This window comes from Rhizobium sp. P43 (genome assembly GCF_056730705.1).
The window spans coordinates 3,179,115-3,196,645 of record NZ_CM161539.1 but is presented as its reverse complement, the minus strand read 5'-3'; the positions used below and the strand labels follow the sequence as shown (position 1 = coordinate 3,196,645).

Genomic DNA, 17,531 nt, shown 5'->3' with positions numbered 1-17,531 from the left:
CCTGATCACCCTAGAGCCTATGTTTCATTGTTTAACGGGGCATAAATCGGAATTGCGCTCTTTCGCTATGCCTTGAGCGCCTGATCGACTTCGGCTGCCTCCGGTATCGAAGGCTGTGCGCCCGATTTCAGGCACGCAAGAGAACCGGCCACCGCAGCTCGACGAAGCGCGTCTGCGAATGGCAGCGCGGCATCCAGGCTAGCCGCAAGGTAGCCGCAGAAGGTATCGCCGGCACCCACCGTATCGATGGGCTCGATCTTCAGGCCTTTGGTCCGATGCAGGGAGCCGCCTTCGGCTGCGATCACACCGTCGGCGCCGAGCGTGATGATCAGGGTCTGGCCGGTATCGCCATGCATGCTGAGCAGCATCTCCTCGCGCTCGGATGCGCTGAGGTTGTCACGTCCGACAAGGCGTTCGAATTCGGTTTCGTTGGCAATCACGATGTCGGCGAGCCGGGCGAGCTCCGCCGCCTCGGGAATGAGCGGCGCAGTATTGAGCACGCTGCGCACACCCCGCGCCTTGGCGGCTTCCAGCGCGGCCCTGACCGAGGCGACGGGCACCTCAAGCTGCAGCATCAGGAAATCGCCCTCCACGCTCCTGGAGACGGCGTCCTTGGCCTGCTCGGGGCTCACCGTGCCGTTGGCGCCGGGTACGACGGCAATCATGTTCTCGCCATCGCCGCCCACCAGGATGAGTGCCGTGCCGGTCGGACCATCGACCTGGGCAACGCTTGAAAGATCCGTCCCTGCCTTGTCGAGAAGATCAAGCGCCGGACCTGCGAATTCGTCTCGCCCCACTGCGCCAACCATACGCACCTGCGCTCCGGCGCGCCGGGCAGCCAGTGCCTGGTTTGCACCCTTGCCGCCGGCGGCCGTAGCAAACCCCGTACCCGGCACGGTTTCGCCGGGTTTCGGCAGGCGAGGCGTGGTGGCGACGAGGTCCATGTTAATGGAGCCGAAAACGGTGATCATGAGCACAGCCTCCCTAGGTTCTGCGCTCTTTTGGACCGGGGCTCAGTCCTCGTCAACAACCCTGAGCTTGAGCAGACCTGTCCTGCTTTCGACGCTGCGTGGTGCATCGTCGCTTTCGGCCCGCGCGCCAGGCGTCTCGAATTCCATTGCTTCGATCTTGGCGCCGCGCTTGGCGAGTTTATCCGAAGAGGTGATGATCATCTCCACATCTTTCTGCGCAGCAAGAAAGTGGCTTTGGAGCTTCCTTGTCCGGTCGTCCAGACGCCCGAGATCTTCCATCAGCCGGACCACCTCGCCCTGAATGAGATGGGCCTGCTCCCGCATGCGCTGGTCCTTGAGCACGGCTTGGATGACCTGGATCGACAGCATGAGGAGAGATGGCGACACGATCACCACCTTTTGCCTGTGCGCCTTCTGCACGATGCCTTCGAAGTTTTCATGGATCTCCGCGAAGATCGACTCGGAGGGAACAAACAGAAACGCCATGTCCTGGGTCTCGCCCTGGATCAGGTATTTCTCGGAGATGTCGCGGATATGCACCTCCATATCCCGCCGAAACTGCTGGGCCGCGATCTTCTTCTGGTCAGGGTTTTCGGTGTCCCGGATCGTATTCCAGGCCTCCAGCGGAAACTTCGCATCGACGACGAGCGGCGGCGAATTGTTCGGCATCCGGATCACGCAATCCGGGCGAGAACCGTTCGACAGCGTCTTCTGGAACTCGTAGGCGCCCATCGGTAACCCATCGGCGACGATCGTCTCCATCCGCGACTGGCCGAAGGCACCGCGCGTCTGCTTGTTGGAGAGGATTGCCTGCAGTCCGACCACGTCCTTGGCCAGCGACTGGATATTGTTCTGTGCCGCGTCGATCACTGCGAGACGTTCCTGCAGTGTGCGCAGATTGTCATGCGTCGATTTCGTTTGTTCGGTGATGGTTGCGCCAAGCCGGTGGGTCATGCCGTCGAGCCTTTGGCTGATCGACTGGTTGAGCTCTGCCTGTCGGCTCCCAAACACTTCGGCCATAGTGGCAAGCCGCCCCTGCATTTCCGCCTGCGCCTTCAAAAGTTCCGCAAGCCGTGCTTCGGCCGCCTCGTCGCGCCGAGCCGTCTCTTCCATCAATCGGGCACGGGCCGCCGACGCACGGATCGACAACACGACCAGACCAAAGACAGGCAGCAGCAGCAACGCCGCAGAGACGGTCAAAATGAGCAGGGGTGAAAGGGTGACTGAGCCGATGGTCACCGCCGGAAAATCCTGAATGTTCATGGCGTGACCATAGCTGATTCGAGGCCCATCAACAGATCAAAGAGTGAACACGCCTTGTGTTCCGGGGATGCTGGCTTGCCAGGCGTCAAAAATATCCGGTCCTGAAATTGACGAAGCGCAAGTTGTGGGCCGGCCCGGGCCATTTCGCGCTGCAGAGGCAAGAATTTGTCCGAAATCGGCAATCAAAGCTTTACCATTTTAGCGCTCCCTTGAATTCATAAATCAGCACTCGCTGATATTGCCCAGGATTGCAGAGAGAAGTGTGTAACATGTCCCAAGCCGACAATTCCGACCTGAAGAATCGCCTTCGTTTTCTCGGGCTTGATGACAAGGGCCGAGAGACCCTACGTCGGCTTGGGCCGCTGATCCGCCAGAACATTGGGGGTGCACTGGACATCTTTTACGACAAGGTGCGCAAGGTTCCCGAAACAGCTGCTTTCTTTCGCAGCGACGATCACATGAAGAGTGCCAAGAACCGCCAGGAAGCCCATTGGGGCATCGTCGGCACCGCAGACTTCACCGAAAGCTATGTCGAGGGTGTCACCAAGGTAGGAAAGGCTCATGCCCGCATTGGTCTTGAGCCACGCTGGTATATCGGCGGCTACGCGCTGGTGCTTGAACAGCTTGTCCATGCGGTTGCCCGCGAGCGCTGGCCGAGCCGTTTCGGTCGACGTAATTCTGAGCGGTTGGCCGAAGAAATTTCAGTAATCGTCAAGGCAGCGCTTCTCGACATGGACTATTCGATCTCTGTCTACCTGGCGATCCTGGCCGAGCAGCGCCAGGCCGCGGAAGACGCCCGGCTGAAGGCCGAGGCCGAGCAGGCAACTGCCCTTGCCGCCTTGCGCAGCGCACTGGGCAAACTCTCCGCAGGCGATCTGCAGGCACGCCTGCCAACCGATCTGCCAGCCAATTTCGTCCAGATGGCACACGACTACAATGCCTCGGTCGATGCGCTGCGTGCGACCATCACGACCGTGCGTCAGTCCGCTGACGAGATCTTCAAGTCGACGACAGCGATTTCGGATGCCACAGACGATCTCGCCCAGCGAACCGAACAGCAGGCCGCAGGCCTTGAGGAGAGCACGGCAGCACTGCATGAGCTGACCCAGAACGTCACGCTGACCGCTGATGGGGCGAAGGAGGCCTCCACAGTCGTCGGCGCCGCCCTGACGGAAGCCCGCGTCTCAGAAGAAGTCGTCTCTCGTGCGGTCGATGCCATGGGCGCGATTGAAAAGTCCTCCGATGAGATCTCCAAGATCATCGGCGTCATCGATGAGATCGCTTTCCAGACCAACCTTTTGGCGCTCAATGCCGGTGTCGAGGCCGCCCGCGCTGGTGAAGCGGGACGCGGCTTTGCCGTCGTGGCACAGGAAGTGCGGGAACTCGCGCAACGCTGCGCCAATGCCGCCCGCGAAATCAAGAACCTGATCTCGCAGAGTTCGTCACAGGTCGAAGCTGGCGTTGGCCTCGTCAACAATGCCGGCGACGCCCTCGGAAAGATCATTGTGCGCATTGGTGAGATCAACGAAATCGTCGCCAAGATCGCCTCTGCTGCCGCCGACCAGTCGGGCGGGCTGCGCGAGGTCAACATATCAGTGCAATCCATGGACCAGATCACGCAGCGCAATGCAGCCATGGTGGAAGAGAGTTCGGCCCAGACCGCGACGCTGATGGAAGAGGCCGAACGGCTTGTTCGGGCGCTTCAGGGCTTCCGGACGGATGGCAGCCATGCGCAGGCTTCGGGGCATGCGGGCGGCGGCAACTACCGCATGGCTTCGTGATCGCGTCAGGGATTGCGGACAACCATTCCGCCATCCAAGTCGAAACTGTCGATTTTCACTGCTCACGAAACGGAAAAGCTCAGCGTTTTTCCGTTTCCTCCGCCCGGAACTTGCGCTAAGGGAGGCCATGACCATCAAGCCTCTCATCATCCTGCCCGATCCCCTGCTGCGCCAGGTATCTGCGCCCATCGAGCGCGTCGATTCCGAGCTCGAGCAGTTCATCGACGACATGCTGGAAACCATGTACGACGCGCCCGGTATCGGGCTTGCGGCGATCCAGGTCGGTGTGCCGCGTCGCCTGCTCGTCATTGATCTGGCCAAAGAAGGCGAAGAGCCCGCACCGCTGGTCTTCATCAATCCCGAGATCCTCAAGTCCTCCGACGAGCGCTCGGTCTACGAGGAAGGCTGCCTGTCGATCCCGGACTATTATGCCGAGGTCGAACGCCCCGCCGCAATCACGGTGAGGTCGATCGGCCGCGACGGCAAGGAACAGCTGACGGAGGCCGACGGCCTGCTCGCCACTTGCCTTCAGCACGAGATCGACCATCTCAATGGCGTGCTCTTCATTGATCACATCTCCCGTCTGAAGCGCGAGATGGTCATCAAGAGGTTCACCAAGGCCGCCCGTCAGAAGATCTGATCCCGGCGTCTATCCATTCGCGCGTTGAGGCAGATACGATGGCACTTCGGATCATCTTCATGGGCACGCCGGATTTCTCCGTCGCGACCCTGAAAGCGCTGCATGCGGCGGGCCACGAAATCGTTGCCGCCTATTCGCAGCCGCCGCGTCCCGGCGGTCGCCGTGGCCTCGACCTGCAGAAGTCGCCGGTTCATCAGGCCGCCGAAGACTTCGGCATCGAGGTCCGTCACCCCCTGAACTTCCGCGATCAGGCCGATCGCGAGGCCTTCATCGCGCTCGACGCTGATGTTGCCGTGGTCGTCGCCTATGGCCTTCTGTTGCCCGAGGCGATCCTCAACGGCACGCGGCTTGGGGCTTATAACGGCCATGCCTCTTTGCTGCCGCGCTGGCGGGGAGCCGCGCCGATCCAGCGCGCCATCATGGCCGACGATCCCGAAACCGGCATGATGGTGATGAAGATGGACAAGGGCCTCGACACCGGCCCCGTCGCACTCACCCGCAAGGTCACGATCGGTCCCGATATGACTGCCGGCGAACTGCATGATGCCCTGAGCCTCGTCGGCGCCGAAGCCATGGTCGAGGCGATGGCAAAGCTCGAAGCCGGCACGCTGCAAACCGTCGCCCAGCCTGACGACGGCGTGCTTTATGCCGCAAAGATCGACAAGGCCGAGACCCGTGTGGACTTCTCCCGCCCGGCCACCGCGGTCCACAATCACATCCGTGGTCTCTCGCCCTTTCCGGGGGCCTGGACCGAGATTGAGGTCGGCGGCAAGCCCGAGCGGGTGAAGCTCCTCGCCTCGCATCTGGTTCAAGAGGAGGGGGCGCTCGCCGCTCCCGGAACAGCACTTGACAATCGCCTGACGATCGCCTGCGGCACGGGGGCTGTCAGCCTCGTGCGTTTGCAGAAGGCTGGCGGCAAGGCGCTGAGCGCGGAGGATTTCCTGCGCGGCACGCCGCTGCCAAAAGGCACGGTGATTACCTGATGCCGCGCTTCCGCATGACCGTCGAATATGATGGCTCGGCCTATGTCGGCTGGCAGCGCCAGGAGAACGGCCATTCCATCCAGGCTGCCCTCGAAAAGGCGATCCTGTCCCTGGCCAGCGAGACGGTGGTCATCCGTGGCGCTGGACGCACCGATTCCGGCGTCCATGCCATGGGCCAGGTCATCCATGCCGACCTTTCGCGTGCCTGGGTGCCACACAAGCTGCGAAATGCGCTGAACGCCCATCTGGCGATGGCCTCCGAGCAGGTCGCCGTGCTCGACGTGCAGGCCGTGCCTGATGAATTCGACGCCCGCTTCTCGGCCCTGCGGCGGCACTATCTCTACCGCATCATCACCCGTCCGGCGCGTCTGGCTCTGGAGGACAAGCGCGCCTGGTGGGTGCCAAAGCCGCTCGACCACGAGGCCATGCACGAAGCCGCCCAGCAGCTTGTCGGCCATCACGATTTCACCACCTTTCGCTCAGCCCACTGCCAGGCGGCAAGCCCGGTCCGCACGCTCGATCGGCTGGATGTGACCCGCTCGGGCCATCTCATCGAGATCCGCGCCACGGCCCAGAGCTTCCTGCACAACCAGATCCGCTCCTTTGCCGGCACGTTGAAGCTCGCAGGCGAGGGCAAGATGACGCCGGCTGATGTCCGGGCTGCGCTTGACGCGCGCGACCGTGCCGCCTGCGGGCCTGTCGCGCCGCCTGAGGGCCTTTATTTCATGGCTGTGGATTATCCCGGCGATGAGCCGTTCAAGGGCTGAGGTCAGCCCGGATAGACGCCGAGATACTGTTCCAGCAGTTCTGCGATGATCATCGACGGCACCAGCAGCACCATGACGATCGTGGAGACCATAAGCAATTGGTCACCGACGATCATTCGGATGATGCGGAAGAGGGCGACGATCACCGAGACCATCAGGATGAGCCAGAGCAGCGCCACAACGCCCGCCAGCGCCGGAACGAACATCATCAGAAGGACGAGCAGGCCGTAGGAATACGAGATCGGCAAAGCCAGCCAGTTGATGACCACCACCATCGATGAGAATTTCTCACCGATACCGATGATCAGGCAGAGAACGCCGAGCAGCACCAGCGGAAAGATCCAGTTCGATGCTTCGACCAGCGTCAGACGGAAGAAGAAGGTTGCCCCGGTTTCAGTCCCTTCCGGTAGACCCTGCAGGTAAAGGATCCGCCACCAGGCAAATGATATCAAGATGGCCGGAAGGGCCCAGACAATCGCCCAGAAGGACCGCAAGGCGCCGCGGTCAGTCAGATCCAGATAGGAGAAGCCGGCCTGATCCTGCTTGAAGAGCAGCCAGAGACCCCTGAGATAGAACTCGACCTCCTTAAGCGTGGGCATGGGCGAACCACTGCTCGATGAAGGTCTGGTAGATGACGGTCAGCGTCTCCAGGTCCGAGACGGCGACCCGCTCGTCGACCATATGCATGGTCTGGCCGACAAGGCCGAATTCGACGACGGGGCAGTAGTCCTTGATGAAACGTGCATCGGATGTACCGCCGGTGGTCGACAGCTTGGGCGTCCGTCCGGTCACCGTCTCGATCGCAGCCGAGAGCGAGGCTATCAGCGCATTGTTGCGCGTCAGGAACACATGGCTCGGACGCTCCGACCAGACGATATCGTAGGCGATCGCTAACCTCTCCGGGCGAAGCTCCGGATCGACGGCGGCCGCATCGAGCCGGCGCACAATCTCGGCCTTGACGCTGTCGGCGGTCCAGAGATCGTTGAAGCGGATGTTGAACTTGAAGCGGGCCGATGCCGGAATGACATTGGTCGCGGCATTGCCGACATCAATGGTGGTCACTTCGAGGTTCGACGGCTGGAAGTTCTCCGTGCCCTGATCGAAGGCCGGGAACATCAGGCTCTTTGCAAGCGACAGTGCTCCACGTACCGGATTGTCGGTAAGATGCGGATAGGCTGCATGGCCCTGAACGCCCTTGACCGTCACTGTGCCCGAAACTGACCCACGCCGGCCGATCTTGATCATGTCGCCGAGGGTGTCGGGGTTGGTCGGTTCGCCGACCAGGCAGGCATCCCAGCGCTCGCCGCGCTCCGCTGCCCATTCGAGCAGCTTCACCGTCCCGTTGACGGCAGGGCCTTCTTCGTCACCGGTGATCAGCAGCGAGACCGAGCCTTTCGGCACCTTGCCGGCTTCCACGAGCCGCGCATAGGCAGAAATGAAGCAGGCGATCCCGCCCTTCATATCAACAGCGCCACGGCCGTAGAGCATGCCGTCTCTGATATCGCCGGAGAAGGGGCCGGCGCTCCAGTCGCTTTCGGCACCGACGGGCACGACATCGCTATGGCCGGCGAACATCAGATGTGGGCCTTCGGATCCGGCCCGGGCATAGAGGTTCTCTATGTCGGGCGTTCCCTCGTCTTTGGCAATCATCCGATCGACTTTGAAGCCGAGCGGTGACAGCAGGTTTTCGAGCACATCAAGCGCGCCGCCTTCGGCAGGCGTCACGGAGGGGCAGCGAATGAGGGCCTGAAGAACGTCGACGGGATTGGTAGCGGTCATGGACACTGATACGGGAATGGCCGCATGCCGGTTCAGGACCGGATGGGCATCTTGAGGATCAGCGAGTGTTAGCCGATCCGCCGCTGCCTGTCACCCACACAAGAGCCCTATACGGCGCGCTCGTTTGCCGCTGGTCCATAGCGATTGGCCTGAGCGGCGGAGGGCCAAACGCAGAGCAGGAAAAAGGCGATCAACGAGAAGGCTGGAATGATGAGCAATGTCGCGGCGATTCCAGGCAGGCCGATATCATGCAGTCGTTTGATGCCGAGCATGACGAGCGAGACCATGGAGAGTGCGATCGAAGCAAAAAACATCGAAAGCAACTCCAGGGCCATCGCTTCTTCGGACGCTCGTGCCGTTGCAAGCGCCACAAGGCCCGCATTGACCATCATCCAGAAGGCGGAACCGAGAATGAAGATGCGCCGGCCAATGCGCCCGTCCCAGAGGAAGAGCGCCCAGCCGACGGATGTCTCACGCCCCGGCCCTGTCATCAGCGATCAGTCGCGCAGCAATTCGTTGATGCCGGTCTTCGAGCGGGTCTTTTCATCGACGCGCTTGACGATGACGGCGCAGTAGAGATGCGGTGCCGGCAGACCGTTCGCCATGACGGCATTGCCCGAGGGCATCGAGCCGGCGACGACGACGGAGTAGGGCGGCACTTCGCCATACATCACTTCCCCGGTGGCGCGATCGACGATCTTCGTCGACTTGCCGATATAGACGCCCATGCCGAGAACCGAGCCTTCGCGAATGATGCAGCCTTCGACGACTTCCGAACGCGCACCGATGAAGCAGTTGTCCTCGATGATCGTCGGGCCGGCCTGCAGCGGCTCAAGCACACCGCCGATCCCCACACCGCCGGAGAGGTGCACGTTGGCACCGATCTGGGCGCAGGAGCCGACGGTTGCCCAGGTGTCCACCATGGAGTTCTCACCGACATAGGCGCCAAGGTTGACGAAGGACGGCATCAGGACGACGCCCTTGGAGATGTAAGCCGACCGACGCACGACGGCATTGGGAACCGCGCGGAAGCCGGCCGAGCGGAATTCGCTTTCGCCCCAGCCTTCGAACTTCGAGGGCACCTTGTCCCACCAGGTCGAAGCACCCGGGCCGCCCTTGACGACTTCCATGTCGTTCAGGCGGAAGGAAAGGAGCACGGCCTTCTTCAGCCACTGATGCACGGCCCATGTGCCGTCTTCGCCGCGGGCTGCGACGCGAACCTTGCCGCTGTCGAGCAGGTTGAGGGCCGTTTCGACGGCATCGCGGATCTCGCCCTTGGTGGAGGTCGAAACCGTATCGCGGTTGTCGAAAGCCGCTTCGATAACGTGTTCGAGCTGGGTGAGATCGGAGGCGCTCATCTGAATTCCTTAAACTTCGTTGTCTACCGTGGGGATGGAAACGATCAGGATCTGATCGAAAATTCGCGCAAAGCTCTAGCGCATAAAGGGCTGGAAGAAAACAGCCGGCGGAGCTCTGGGCTTGGGAAAGGAAGAGGCATGGCACGGTGGAAGAACGGCAAGCACAGGCGCAAGGACGGATCCTGGGATCCGCTGAAGGACAGCTCGACCGACAAGCAGACTGCGCAGGTCATTCCGCGCACGCCCCAGTCGGTCTCGTCGTCCTACACGCTCGCCTATGTCGATGACGAATTCCTCTGCCGCGAGGAGCTTCGCCCCGTCCGCCTGCAGCTTGAATTGCTGAAGACGGAAATGATCCTCACCGAGCGCAGCATCAAATCAACGGTGGTCATGTTCGGCGGTGCACGCATTCCGGCCCCAGGCCAGGCCGCCTGGGCAGCGAAGAACGACATTCAGAAGAAGAACCTGGAAAACGCCTCGATCTATTACGAAGAGGCCCGCAAGTTTGCCCAGCTCTGCTCGGCCCAGGCCAAGAAGATGGATTACCACGAATATGTTGTGGTGACCGGTGGCGGCCCGGGCGTCATGGAAGCCGGAAACCGTGGTGCTTCGGAAGTCGGCGCGCCCTCGGTCGGTCTCAACATTGTGCTCCCGCACGAGCAGGCGCCGAACCCCTATGTGACGCCGGAGCTCAGCTTCAACTTCCATTATTTTGCCATCCGCAAGATGCACTTCCTGATGCGGGCCAAAGCGATCACCATCTTCCCCGGCGGCTTCGGCACGCTGGACGAACTCTTCGAGACCGTCACGCTGATCCAGACCAAGCGCATGGCGCCAATCCCGCTGATCCTGTTCTCCCGCGCCTTCTGGGAGGACATCATCAATTTCGAGGCGCTTGCCGCTTTCGGCACGATTGCGCCGGAGGATCTCGACCTCTTCCAGTTTGCCGAAACGGCCGAAGAAGCCTGGAAGATCATTGCCGACTTCTACGACCTGAACGAAGAAACGGCCCCGTAAGGGGCCGCCCGTTGTCATTGACGATGGTGTGGGACGATCGTCGGGTGCGCTGATCAGCGCATCATGATCGGCCGCTTCGGCATGTCGTCTGCGCTGATGACGCCGTCCTTGTTGCGATCCATCCGGGTGAACATCCGGTCAGCCATGGCGGTCGCTTCCGCCTGGCTGATCTGGCCGTTCTCGTCGGTATCGGCGACCCGCATCATCCGGCCTTCGCCGCGCATGCCGTCTCGGCCACCGCGATCTCCGCCGCGATCGGCGCGTTCGTTGTGCCAGCCATGGCGCTTGCCGTCATGGCCCTTGCCTTCGCCACGCGGACCGTCACCGTTCATCGCCTGATCCTGCGGCGCGCCATTAGGCGGTGTCGGGGCATCGGCCCTCGCAGCTTCGCGTTCGGCGCGCAACGCCTGCATCGCAGCCTTGCGCTCTTCGCGCATCGCTTCACGATGCTGGCGCATTTCGCCGGGCGTCAGGACGCCGTCCTTGTCGGCGTCAATCGAGGCAAACAGCGCGGTGCCGGCAGCATTTGCCTCTTCCTTGCTGATCTTTCCGTCCTTATCGATGTCGTGCTGCTGCAGCATCTGCACGAACATCACTTCCGGACCGCCACGGCTGGGGCCGTCGCGACGGTCGCCGCGGTCCTGCGCAAATGCGCCGCCGGCGGTCGTCCCGATGAGGAGGGAGGCTGCCAGGGCCGCCAGCGTCAGGGTCTTGCCATTCATTCGGGTATCCTTTCGAGGTGTCGTTTCGATGGGATAACCGTAGCGGCGACAACCCGTCGCACCTACTTAACTCTCGGTAAGCTGCATGAAACTTTCGTAAGCTTGTGCTCACGCGTCCGGCGGCAACAGCGCCTGCAGGAATCCGGTGAGATCGTCGGTCAGATAATCCACGGTATCACCATCGACATGGTCGACCCGCTCCCAGGTCTCCAGGATCGCCGTGCCCAGGTTGCGCGGCACGAGCAAGACCGTCTTCATGCCGAGCGCTTTCGGCACCGTCAGATTGCGCGGCAGATCCTCGAACATCGCAGCATGTTTCGTGTCGATCCGATTGAGGCTCGCGAACTTGTCGTAGGTGGCACCTGCCGGTTTCGGCACGTAATCGGCGGCCACGATGTCGAAGATGTCGTCGAAATGATCAAGAATGCCCAGTGCCCGGGCAGCGGCCTCAGCATGCGCCACCGTGCCATTGGTGAAGATGAATTTCCGACCCGGCAGCTGCTTGATCGCCGACCCCAGCGTCTCGTCCGGGATCAGCGCCGAATAGTCGATCGCATGGGCGCGTTCCAGAAAGGCGTTCGGATCGACCTTGTGATGCAGCATCAGGCCAGCCAGCGTCGTTCCGTGTTCATGGTAGTAGCGCTTCTGCAAAAGCTTCGCCTCGGCCGGCTCAAGCTGCAAAAGTTCGGACACGAAGGCGGTCATGTTCGTATCGATCTGCGCGAAGAGGTTGATGTGATGCGGATAGAGCGTGTTGTCGAGGTCGAAGACCCAGTCGCGCACATGGGCAAAATCGGCGGGCGAGGGGATCTTGGCTGGGCTGTTCATCAGGTCCTCTTGGGGTAGTGCTGGGCGGCTGCGGAATGCAGGCCGCCGCTATGCGCTTCGGCCTCTAATTAGCATTGGTAGCTGCTTCGGGAAGTGTTATCTCAGAAAGATGGGTAAGAAGATGTCGATTGCGGCGATGGAACGGGTCGTGGTCCTGCAGGACCGCAAGCGTCTGCCTGCGCGCTTTCATCCGGTGCACTCGGGCACCATTCGCCAGCGTCAGAGCTGAGCCAACCGGCCCGCGCGCGCGCCAAGCGCTCGTGGCAAAACCGCCACCCTTTCCCAACTCCGCCGCATGCCTGCCGACGCGCGTTGCGGCTTTTCTGGACACTCTCCCATGGAACTCTGGGCCATCATCACGGTAGGCAGTGCCTTCCTGCAGAACCTGCGTTCGACGCTGCAAAAACATCTTAAAGGCCGGATGGGCACGACCGGTGCCACCTTTGTCCGCTTCGGCTTCGGCCTGCCCTTCGCCTTCCTCTATCTCGCCATCCTGCATCTTGGCCTCGGTCGTCCGCTGCCGGTGCCGGGGCTGACCTTTGCGATCTGGGCTGTGGTCGGCGCGCTTGCGCAGATCACGGCCACCTTTCTGCTGGTCCACCTCTTCTCCTTCCGAAACTTCGCTGTCGGAACAGCCTATTCCCGAACCGAACCGGCTCAGGCCGCGCTGATCGCGCTTCTCCTCTTCGGGGAAACCATCGGTCTCGGAACAGCGGCGGCCATTCTCGTTTCGATCCTCGGCGTGATGCTGATCTCGGTTGCGCGCACCGCCTTCACACCGGCAAGCCTGCTGACCTCGGTCGGAAGTCCCACCGCCCTGATCGGCCTCGCCTCCGGCTTCTTCTTCGGCATCTCCGCGATCGCCTACCGCACGGCCTCGCTGTCGCTCGCCCCGAGCCTGCCGGCGCCCGACGCCCTGGTTCAGGCCGGCTACACGCTCTGCGTCGTCATCACCATCCAGACGCTGTCGATGCTGGTCTGGATGGCCTGGCGCGACCGGGCGGAATTCACCCGTGTCCGTTCCGCCTGGAAAGTCAGCGCCCTCGTCGGCTTCGTCGGCGCCACCGCCTCCTTCGGCTGGTTCACGGCGATGACCCTGCAGCAGGTGGCAGTGGTCAAGGCGCTCGCCCAGGTCGAGATGCTCTTCACCTTTGCGTCGTCGGTGCTGTTCTTCAAGGAGAGGATCAACCGGCTGGAGATTGCCGGATGTGTGTTGATCGTGTTCGGGGTGCTGTTGCTGGTGGTGGTGTGAGGGCGAGGGTCATCTCCCCCCTTGCGGGGGAGAAAGCGAAATCGAGGAATTGGCCCGATCAGGGCCAAACCTCAGATTTCGCAAGAGGGGGGCTCGGTCAGCTTTGTGCTAGCGGAACCTTGCCCCTCACCGGGAAAATCTGAAGTTTAGGCGGCTTACGCTCGCCTAAGCCTTCGATTTTCCATCCTCTCCCGCAAGGGGGAGAGGAACGCCGCCATGCCCGGCTTACCATGACGGACACCCTTGCCCCGTTGCGACCTATCCCGCCGCGCGATACACCGGGCGCAGCAGCGCGCCGAGGGCGGGGAGACAACATGCATACCAAGACACCCGCGATACCAACGATCAGCGCCGACGCCGCGCATCCATACCCGAAGCGTTGGACGGCGCTTCTGGTGATGATGCTGGCGAATTTCATGAACCTGCTTGATGTCACCATCGTCAATGTCGCACTGCCGAGCCTGCAGTCCGAACTTGGTGCGACATCAAGCCAGATCGAGTGGGTGGTGGCCGGTTACGTTCTGGTCTTTGCGCTCGGCCTGCTGCCCTTTGGCCGGCTCGGGGATGTCAGGGGCAAGAAACAGGTGTTTCTGGCAGGCGTCGCGGCCTTCACCTCCGCCTCGCTGCTGTGCGGCCTGGCGCCCGATATCGGCTTGCTGGTGGCGGCACGTCTCCTGCAGGGTGCGGGAGCAGCAGTGATGACCCCGCAGGTGCTGGCGATCGCCCAGATGATGTTTCCGCCGAAGGAGCGGGCGGCGGCGTTCTCCCTGTTCGGGCTCAGCGCCGGGCTCGCGGCTGTCTCGGGTCCGATCCTCGGTGGCTGGCTGATCAGCCTTGATGTGCTGGGCCTTGGCTGGCGGCCGATCTTCCTCATCAACATCCCCGTCGGCATCGTCACGATCCTGCTTGGCTGGAGGCTGATTCCGGCTTTGCCGTCGAAACCAGGCCTGAAGAATGATTTCGGCGGCATTGCACTGGCCGCCGTAACCATCTTCTGCGTCATTTTCCCGCTGATCGAGGGCCGAGGCTTCGGCTGGCCGCTATGGTGCTTCGTGATGGTCGCAATGGCAGTTCCATTCGGGATCGCCTTTGCGCTTTGGGAGCGGCGCCAGCATCGGATCAAGGCGCCCGAACTGCTGCCGGTCGCACTGATGAAGAACCGCAACTATGTCATCGGCTCGCTGATGACCGCGACCTTCTTCTCGACATTGCCCGGATTCTTCCTGATCCTCGCGATGTTCCTGCAGCAGGGTTATGGGCTGACGCCCCTGCAGTCCGGCATGACCACCGTGCCCTTCTCCGTCGGCATCTTCATCGCCTCGCTGATTTCCGGCCGATTGGGCAACATTACCCCCCGCGTCCGCGTCGTCGTTGGTGTTGTGATGGTTGTCATCGGCATGGGCCTCTTGCGGGCCGAGATTCAGACGGTCGGCGATACCATCGACCGCATGGCGCTTCTGCCCTGGTTCCTCTTGAGCGGCCTTGGCATGGGGATTGCGATCGCGCCGATGTTCCAGCTCGTGCTGGCCGGCGTGCCGCCGCAGGATGCGGGTGGCGGATCGGGTGCTCTTCAGGCGATCCAGCAGGTCGGAAGTGCGCTTGGGATCGCAATTGTCAGTGAGATCTTCTTTTCCGACCTGGCCCGCAATGCGGCGGAAGGCTTGAGCGGCAAGGCCGTTTATGCCGAGGGTCTGGCGCTTGGCCTGATCTACAATTTCGTCGCCTATGCGATCGTGCTTGTGGCCGTGCTGTCGATGCGCACGGTGACGCCGGGTAGTGAGAAGCTGGAACGACCGCTGCCGATCGAGTGACCGGCAGCATCCTGTGATATTGACTCAAGGAACGAGCAGTGTGCCTGCACCCGTCTCGGTGAAGAGCTCGAGCAGCACGGAATGGGCGGTCTTGCCGTTGAGGATGACGACGCCCTGGACACCCGCCTGGATCGCCTCGATGCAGGTCTCGACCTTGGGGATCATGCCGCCGGAAATCGTGCCGTCCTTGATCAGCGCATGGGCTTCGGCGACCGACAATTCCTTGATCAGCTTGCCGTCCTTGTCGAGCACGCCGGGCACGTCAGTGAGGAAGAGCAGGCGCGAGGCATTGAGCGCACCGGCGATCGCGCCGGCAAAAGTGTCGGCATTGATGTTGTAGGTGGCCCCGTCGCGGCCGGGCGCGACCGGGGCGATGACCGGGATCATTTCCGAGCGGGCAAGCAGGTCGAGCAGCGTGCGGTCGACTTCGACCACTTCGCCGACGAAGCCGAGATCGAGCACGCGCTCGATATTGCTGTCGGGATCGCGGACTTTCTTCTGCGCCTTTTCGGCAAAGACCATATTGCCGTCCTTGCCGCAGAGCCCGATCGCCCATTCGCCGGTCTGATTGATCAGCGCGACGATTTCCTTGTTGATCGAGCCGGCCAAGACCATCTCGACGATCTCGACCGTCTTCTGGTCGGTGACGCGAAGGCCGTTTTCGAAGCGTGATTCGATGCCCATCTTGGCGAGCATGGCGCCGATCTGCGGGCCGCCGCCATGCACGACGATCGGGTTGACCCCGGACTGCTTCAGAAGTGCGATATCGGCGGCAAAGGCCTTGCCGAGCTCGGGATTGCCCATGGCATGCCCGCCGTATTTCACGACGATGGTCTTGTTTTCATAGCGCTGCATGAAGGGCAGGGCCTGGGCGAGAAGCCGAGCCTGCGTTTCGCTTTCGGAAGCTGACATGGGAAACCTCACTTTGGATCGCGGCCTTTTAGCGCATCAATGCGACGGAGGGAATAATTCCGCCGCAATATAAGCTTCACCAAAAACGCTTCTTCTTCTCGTCGCATTGTCCGGTGATGATGAAACGCTATATTTCAGCCAACTGCACCAGGGGGCTTAATGGAACGCGACGATATCGGCGGTTTGCTGGCCCGTGTGGCGCTGAAGGACCGTGCCGCCTTTGCCTTGCTCTATAGTCGCATTTCGGCGAAACTTTTCGCCATCTGCCTGCGTATGCTGAAAGACAGGGGAGAGGCCGAAGAGGCTCTCCAGGATGTGTTCGTCAAGATCTGGCACAAGGCCGGGAGCTACACGGGCGAAGGCGACAATGCTTATCCATGGCTTTGCGCCATCGTTCGATACCACTGCATTGACCGTCTGAGGGCGCGTCGACCGCAGGGTGAAGACTTGGATGCAGCGGCTGAACTGGCTGACCTCGCACCAGATCCGGAACAGCATGCCGTGCTCAGATCTGAGGGCGGTCGCATTGACACCTGCCTGGAGGCATTGGATCCTGATCGGGCGCTCGCCGTCCGGCAGGCCTATGTGGAGGGACTGTCCTACCAGGAATTGGCGGATCATTTCGCCGTTCCGCTGAACACGATGCGCACCTGGCTGCGACGCAGCCTTTTGAAACTGAGAGAGTGCATGGATGAGCACGCCTGACCAAAGCAAGGGAGATCGATCGCGGGACGAGGTTCTCGCGGGCGAATATGTCCTCGGCGTTCTCGCCGGAGCTGAGCGGCAGAAGGTCGAGGAGCGCCTGCGCCACGACCGATCCTTTGCGGCCATGGTCAAGCGTTGGGAAGAAAACCTCACCCAGTTCAATGATGACTATGCCGAGGTGCCCGCCCCGGATCAGATGCTCTCCAGGATCGAAGACCGGCTCTTTGCGTCGCCCGCCGCGGTGGCCGCGGTGAAGGGCAGCCTCTGGAATGCGCTTTGGCTGTGGCGGGGTTTGAGCTTTGCCTCGATCGCGGCCCTCGGTCTCGTTGTCGGGCTGGATTATGCCGAACGCATGCGCCCGAAGCCGCAAACGGCTCTCACCGCAGAACTGGCCGGCGAGAACCAGGCAATCGCGCTCCACGCAACCTATGACGGAAGCTCTGGTCGCCTCGCGGTCACGCCGGTGGCGAGCGGCGGCGCCGATCAGAAATCGCTGGAACTCTGGCTCGTGGAAGGTGAACAGGCGCCCATCTCGCTCGGTGTCCTGCCGCAGACGGGCCAGGGCAAGCTCGACGTGCCGGAAGAGCTACGCGCCCGCCTGACCAGCGGCGTGGTGCTTGCCGTCAGCCTCGAACCCTTCGGCGGCTCGCCGACCGGCAAGGCGACCGGTCCTGTCGTGGCGCTCGGCGAAGTGCGCCCCTGAAGCAGAATTCTCTGAGATAAAACAATCAATTGTCGATCA

18 protein-coding genes are annotated in these 17,531 nt (G+C 61.9%); 9 read left to right on the top strand and 9 right to left on the bottom strand.

The features are described from left to right. Positions 1 to 65 precede the first annotated feature (65 nt). Positions 66 to 971, bottom strand: a complete 906-nt coding sequence (locus tag AC1PUL_RS15975; RefSeq protein ID WP_480465114.1) for a ribokinase — start codon at positions 969 to 971, stop codon at positions 66 to 68. A 42-nt stretch (positions 972 to 1,013) separates the two neighbouring features. Further along, on the bottom strand, positions 1,014 to 2,234 hold the full coding sequence (locus tag AC1PUL_RS15970; protein ID WP_480465113.1) for a DNA recombination protein RmuC: 1,221 nt from the start codon (positions 2,232 to 2,234) through the stop codon (positions 1,014 to 1,016). Between the two features lie 269 nt (positions 2,235 to 2,503). Here AC1PUL_RS15970 and AC1PUL_RS15965 point away from each other — a divergent pair, with 269 nt between their 5' ends. The 4 genes from AC1PUL_RS15965 (at position 2,504) to truA (ending at position 6,405) form a co-directional block, all read left to right on the top strand. After that, positions 2,504 to 4,015, top strand: a complete 1,512-nt coding sequence (locus tag AC1PUL_RS15965; RefSeq protein WP_480465112.1) for a methyl-accepting chemotaxis protein — start codon at positions 2,504 to 2,506, stop codon at positions 4,013 to 4,015. A gap of 127 nt (positions 4,016 to 4,142) precedes the next feature. After that, positions 4,143 to 4,655, top strand: a complete 513-nt coding sequence (gene def / locus AC1PUL_RS15960) for a peptide deformylase (protein WP_480465111.1) — start codon at positions 4,143 to 4,145, stop codon at positions 4,653 to 4,655. Positions 4,656 to 4,693: 38 nt separating this feature from the next. Next, positions 4,694 to 5,638 carry a methionyl-tRNA formyltransferase gene (fmt, locus tag AC1PUL_RS15955; protein WP_480465110.1) on the top strand — a complete coding sequence of 315 codons (945 nt, stop codon included), beginning with the start codon at positions 4,694 to 4,696 and terminating at the stop codon, positions 5,636 to 5,638. After that, positions 5,638 to 6,405, top strand: coding sequence for a tRNA pseudouridine(38-40) synthase TruA (gene truA / locus AC1PUL_RS15950; protein WP_480465109.1), 768 nt, complete (start codon positions 5,638 to 5,640; stop codon positions 6,403 to 6,405). Before fmt ends, truA begins: the two co-directional genes overlap by 1 nt. Positions 6,406 to 6,407: 2 nt before the next feature. Here the strand turns inward: truA and AC1PUL_RS15945 are convergent, their stop codons facing one another. From AC1PUL_RS15945 to dapD, 4 genes are all read right to left on the bottom strand, one after another. After that, a complete protein-coding gene (locus AC1PUL_RS15945) occupies positions 6,408 to 7,004 on the bottom strand; it encodes a hypothetical protein (protein WP_480465108.1) in 597 nt (198 codons plus the stop codon). Continuing rightward, entirely contained in the window at positions 6,991 to 8,184 is a 1,194-nt protein-coding gene (dapE, locus tag AC1PUL_RS15940) for a succinyl-diaminopimelate desuccinylase (RefSeq protein ID WP_480465107.1), read from the bottom strand. The genes AC1PUL_RS15945 and dapE overlap by 14 nt, the downstream gene beginning before the upstream one ends. Positions 8,185 to 8,291: 107 nt before the next feature. Then, entirely contained in the window at positions 8,292 to 8,675 is a 384-nt protein-coding gene (locus AC1PUL_RS15935; protein ID WP_480465106.1) for a DUF805 domain-containing protein, read from the bottom strand. A gap of 6 nt (positions 8,676 to 8,681) precedes the next feature. Further along, the gene (gene dapD / locus AC1PUL_RS15930) at positions 8,682 to 9,542 is read right to left on the bottom strand and encodes a 2,3,4,5-tetrahydropyridine-2,6-dicarboxylate N-succinyltransferase (protein ID WP_480465105.1); all 861 of its coding nucleotides are present in this window, start codon (positions 9,540 to 9,542) and stop codon (positions 8,682 to 8,684) included. Between the two features lie 138 nt (positions 9,543 to 9,680). On the opposite strand from dapD, the gene AC1PUL_RS15925 reads away from it, so the two are divergent. Further along, positions 9,681 to 10,559: an LOG family protein gene (locus AC1PUL_RS15925; protein ID WP_166602529.1), complete on the top strand. Its 879-nt coding sequence runs from the start codon at positions 9,681 to 9,683 to the stop codon at positions 10,557 to 10,559. Between the two features lie 53 nt (positions 10,560 to 10,612). On the opposite strand, the gene AC1PUL_RS15920 is transcribed toward AC1PUL_RS15925, so the two are convergent. Continuing rightward, complete coding sequence (locus tag AC1PUL_RS15920) at positions 10,613 to 11,281, bottom strand: EF-hand domain-containing protein (RefSeq protein WP_480465104.1); 669 nt, start codon at positions 11,279 to 11,281, stop codon at positions 10,613 to 10,615. 108 nt (positions 11,282 to 11,389) lie between these two features. Further along, a complete protein-coding gene (locus AC1PUL_RS15915) occupies positions 11,390 to 12,109 on the bottom strand; it encodes a pyrimidine 5'-nucleotidase (protein ID WP_480465103.1) in 720 nt (239 codons plus the stop codon). 337 nt (positions 12,110 to 12,446) lie between these two features. Between AC1PUL_RS15915 and AC1PUL_RS15910 the strand changes: the two genes are divergently transcribed. Continuing rightward, positions 12,447 to 13,361 (top strand): EamA family transporter, encoded by a 915-nt coding sequence (locus tag AC1PUL_RS15910; RefSeq protein WP_480465102.1) that lies wholly within the window; start codon positions 12,447 to 12,449, stop codon positions 13,359 to 13,361. A 314-nt stretch (positions 13,362 to 13,675) separates the two neighbouring features. Further along, on the top strand, positions 13,676 to 15,172 hold the full coding sequence (locus AC1PUL_RS15905) for an MFS transporter (protein WP_480465101.1): 1,497 nt from the start codon (positions 13,676 to 13,678) through the stop codon (positions 15,170 to 15,172). Between the two features lie 24 nt (positions 15,173 to 15,196). Here the strand turns inward: AC1PUL_RS15905 and argB are convergent, their stop codons facing one another. Then, positions 15,197 to 16,084, bottom strand: coding sequence for an acetylglutamate kinase (gene argB / locus AC1PUL_RS15900; protein WP_480465100.1), 888 nt, complete (start codon positions 16,082 to 16,084; stop codon positions 15,197 to 15,199). A gap of 159 nt (positions 16,085 to 16,243) precedes the next feature. Here argB and AC1PUL_RS15895 point away from each other — a divergent pair, with 159 nt between their 5' ends. Together AC1PUL_RS15895 and AC1PUL_RS15890 are read left to right on the top strand one after the other, a co-directional pair. After that, on the top strand, positions 16,244 to 16,789 hold the full coding sequence (locus tag AC1PUL_RS15895) for a sigma-70 family RNA polymerase sigma factor (RefSeq protein WP_480465099.1): 546 nt from the start codon (positions 16,244 to 16,246) through the stop codon (positions 16,787 to 16,789). Beyond that, positions 16,776 to 17,492 (top strand): anti-sigma factor, encoded by a 717-nt coding sequence (locus AC1PUL_RS15890; protein ID WP_480465098.1) that lies wholly within the window; start codon positions 16,776 to 16,778, stop codon positions 17,490 to 17,492. Before AC1PUL_RS15895 ends, AC1PUL_RS15890 begins: the two co-directional genes overlap by 14 nt. Positions 17,493 to 17,531: the final 39 nt, after the last annotated feature.

Excerpts from the sequence above, each read along its gene's own strand:
- AC1PUL_RS15975 (WP_480465114.1), bottom strand. The coding sequence starts at position 971 with ATGATCACCGTTTTCGGCTCCATTAACATGGACCTCGTCGCCACCACG.
- AC1PUL_RS15970 (WP_480465113.1), bottom strand. The coding sequence starts at position 2,234 with ATGAACATTCAGGATTTTCCGGCGGTGACCATCGGCTCAGTCACCCTT.
- AC1PUL_RS15965 (WP_480465112.1), top strand. The coding sequence starts at position 2,504 with ATGTCCCAAGCCGACAATTCCGACCTGAAGAATCGCCTTCGTTTTCTC.
- def (WP_480465111.1), top strand. The coding sequence starts at position 4,143 with ATGACCATCAAGCCTCTCATCATCCTGCCCGATCCCCTGCTGCGCCAG.
- fmt (WP_480465110.1), top strand. The coding sequence starts at position 4,694 with ATGGCACTTCGGATCATCTTCATGGGCACGCCGGATTTCTCCGTCGCG.
- truA (WP_480465109.1), top strand. The coding sequence starts at position 5,638 with ATGCCGCGCTTCCGCATGACCGTCGAATATGATGGCTCGGCCTATGTC.
- AC1PUL_RS15945 (WP_480465108.1), bottom strand. The coding sequence starts at position 7,004 with ATGCCCACGCTTAAGGAGGTCGAGTTCTATCTCAGGGGTCTCTGGCTG.
- dapE (WP_480465107.1), bottom strand. The coding sequence starts at position 8,184 with ATGACCGCTACCAATCCCGTCGACGTTCTTCAGGCCCTCATTCGCTGC.
- AC1PUL_RS15935 (WP_480465106.1), bottom strand. The coding sequence starts at position 8,675 with ATGACAGGGCCGGGGCGTGAGACATCCGTCGGCTGGGCGCTCTTCCTC.
- dapD (WP_480465105.1), bottom strand. The coding sequence starts at position 9,542 with ATGAGCGCCTCCGATCTCACCCAGCTCGAACACGTTATCGAAGCGGCT.
- AC1PUL_RS15925 (WP_166602529.1), top strand. The coding sequence starts at position 9,681 with ATGGCACGGTGGAAGAACGGCAAGCACAGGCGCAAGGACGGATCCTGG.
- AC1PUL_RS15920 (WP_480465104.1), bottom strand. The coding sequence starts at position 11,281 with ATGAATGGCAAGACCCTGACGCTGGCGGCCCTGGCAGCCTCCCTCCTC.
- AC1PUL_RS15915 (WP_480465103.1), bottom strand. The coding sequence starts at position 12,109 with ATGAACAGCCCAGCCAAGATCCCCTCGCCCGCCGATTTTGCCCATGTG.
- AC1PUL_RS15910 (WP_480465102.1), top strand. The coding sequence starts at position 12,447 with ATGGAACTCTGGGCCATCATCACGGTAGGCAGTGCCTTCCTGCAGAAC.
- AC1PUL_RS15905 (WP_480465101.1), top strand. The coding sequence starts at position 13,676 with ATGCATACCAAGACACCCGCGATACCAACGATCAGCGCCGACGCCGCG.
- argB (WP_480465100.1), bottom strand. The coding sequence starts at position 16,084 with ATGTCAGCTTCCGAAAGCGAAACGCAGGCTCGGCTTCTCGCCCAGGCC.
- AC1PUL_RS15895 (WP_480465099.1), top strand. The coding sequence starts at position 16,244 with ATGGAACGCGACGATATCGGCGGTTTGCTGGCCCGTGTGGCGCTGAAG.
- AC1PUL_RS15890 (WP_480465098.1), top strand. The coding sequence starts at position 16,776 with ATGAGCACGCCTGACCAAAGCAAGGGAGATCGATCGCGGGACGAGGTT.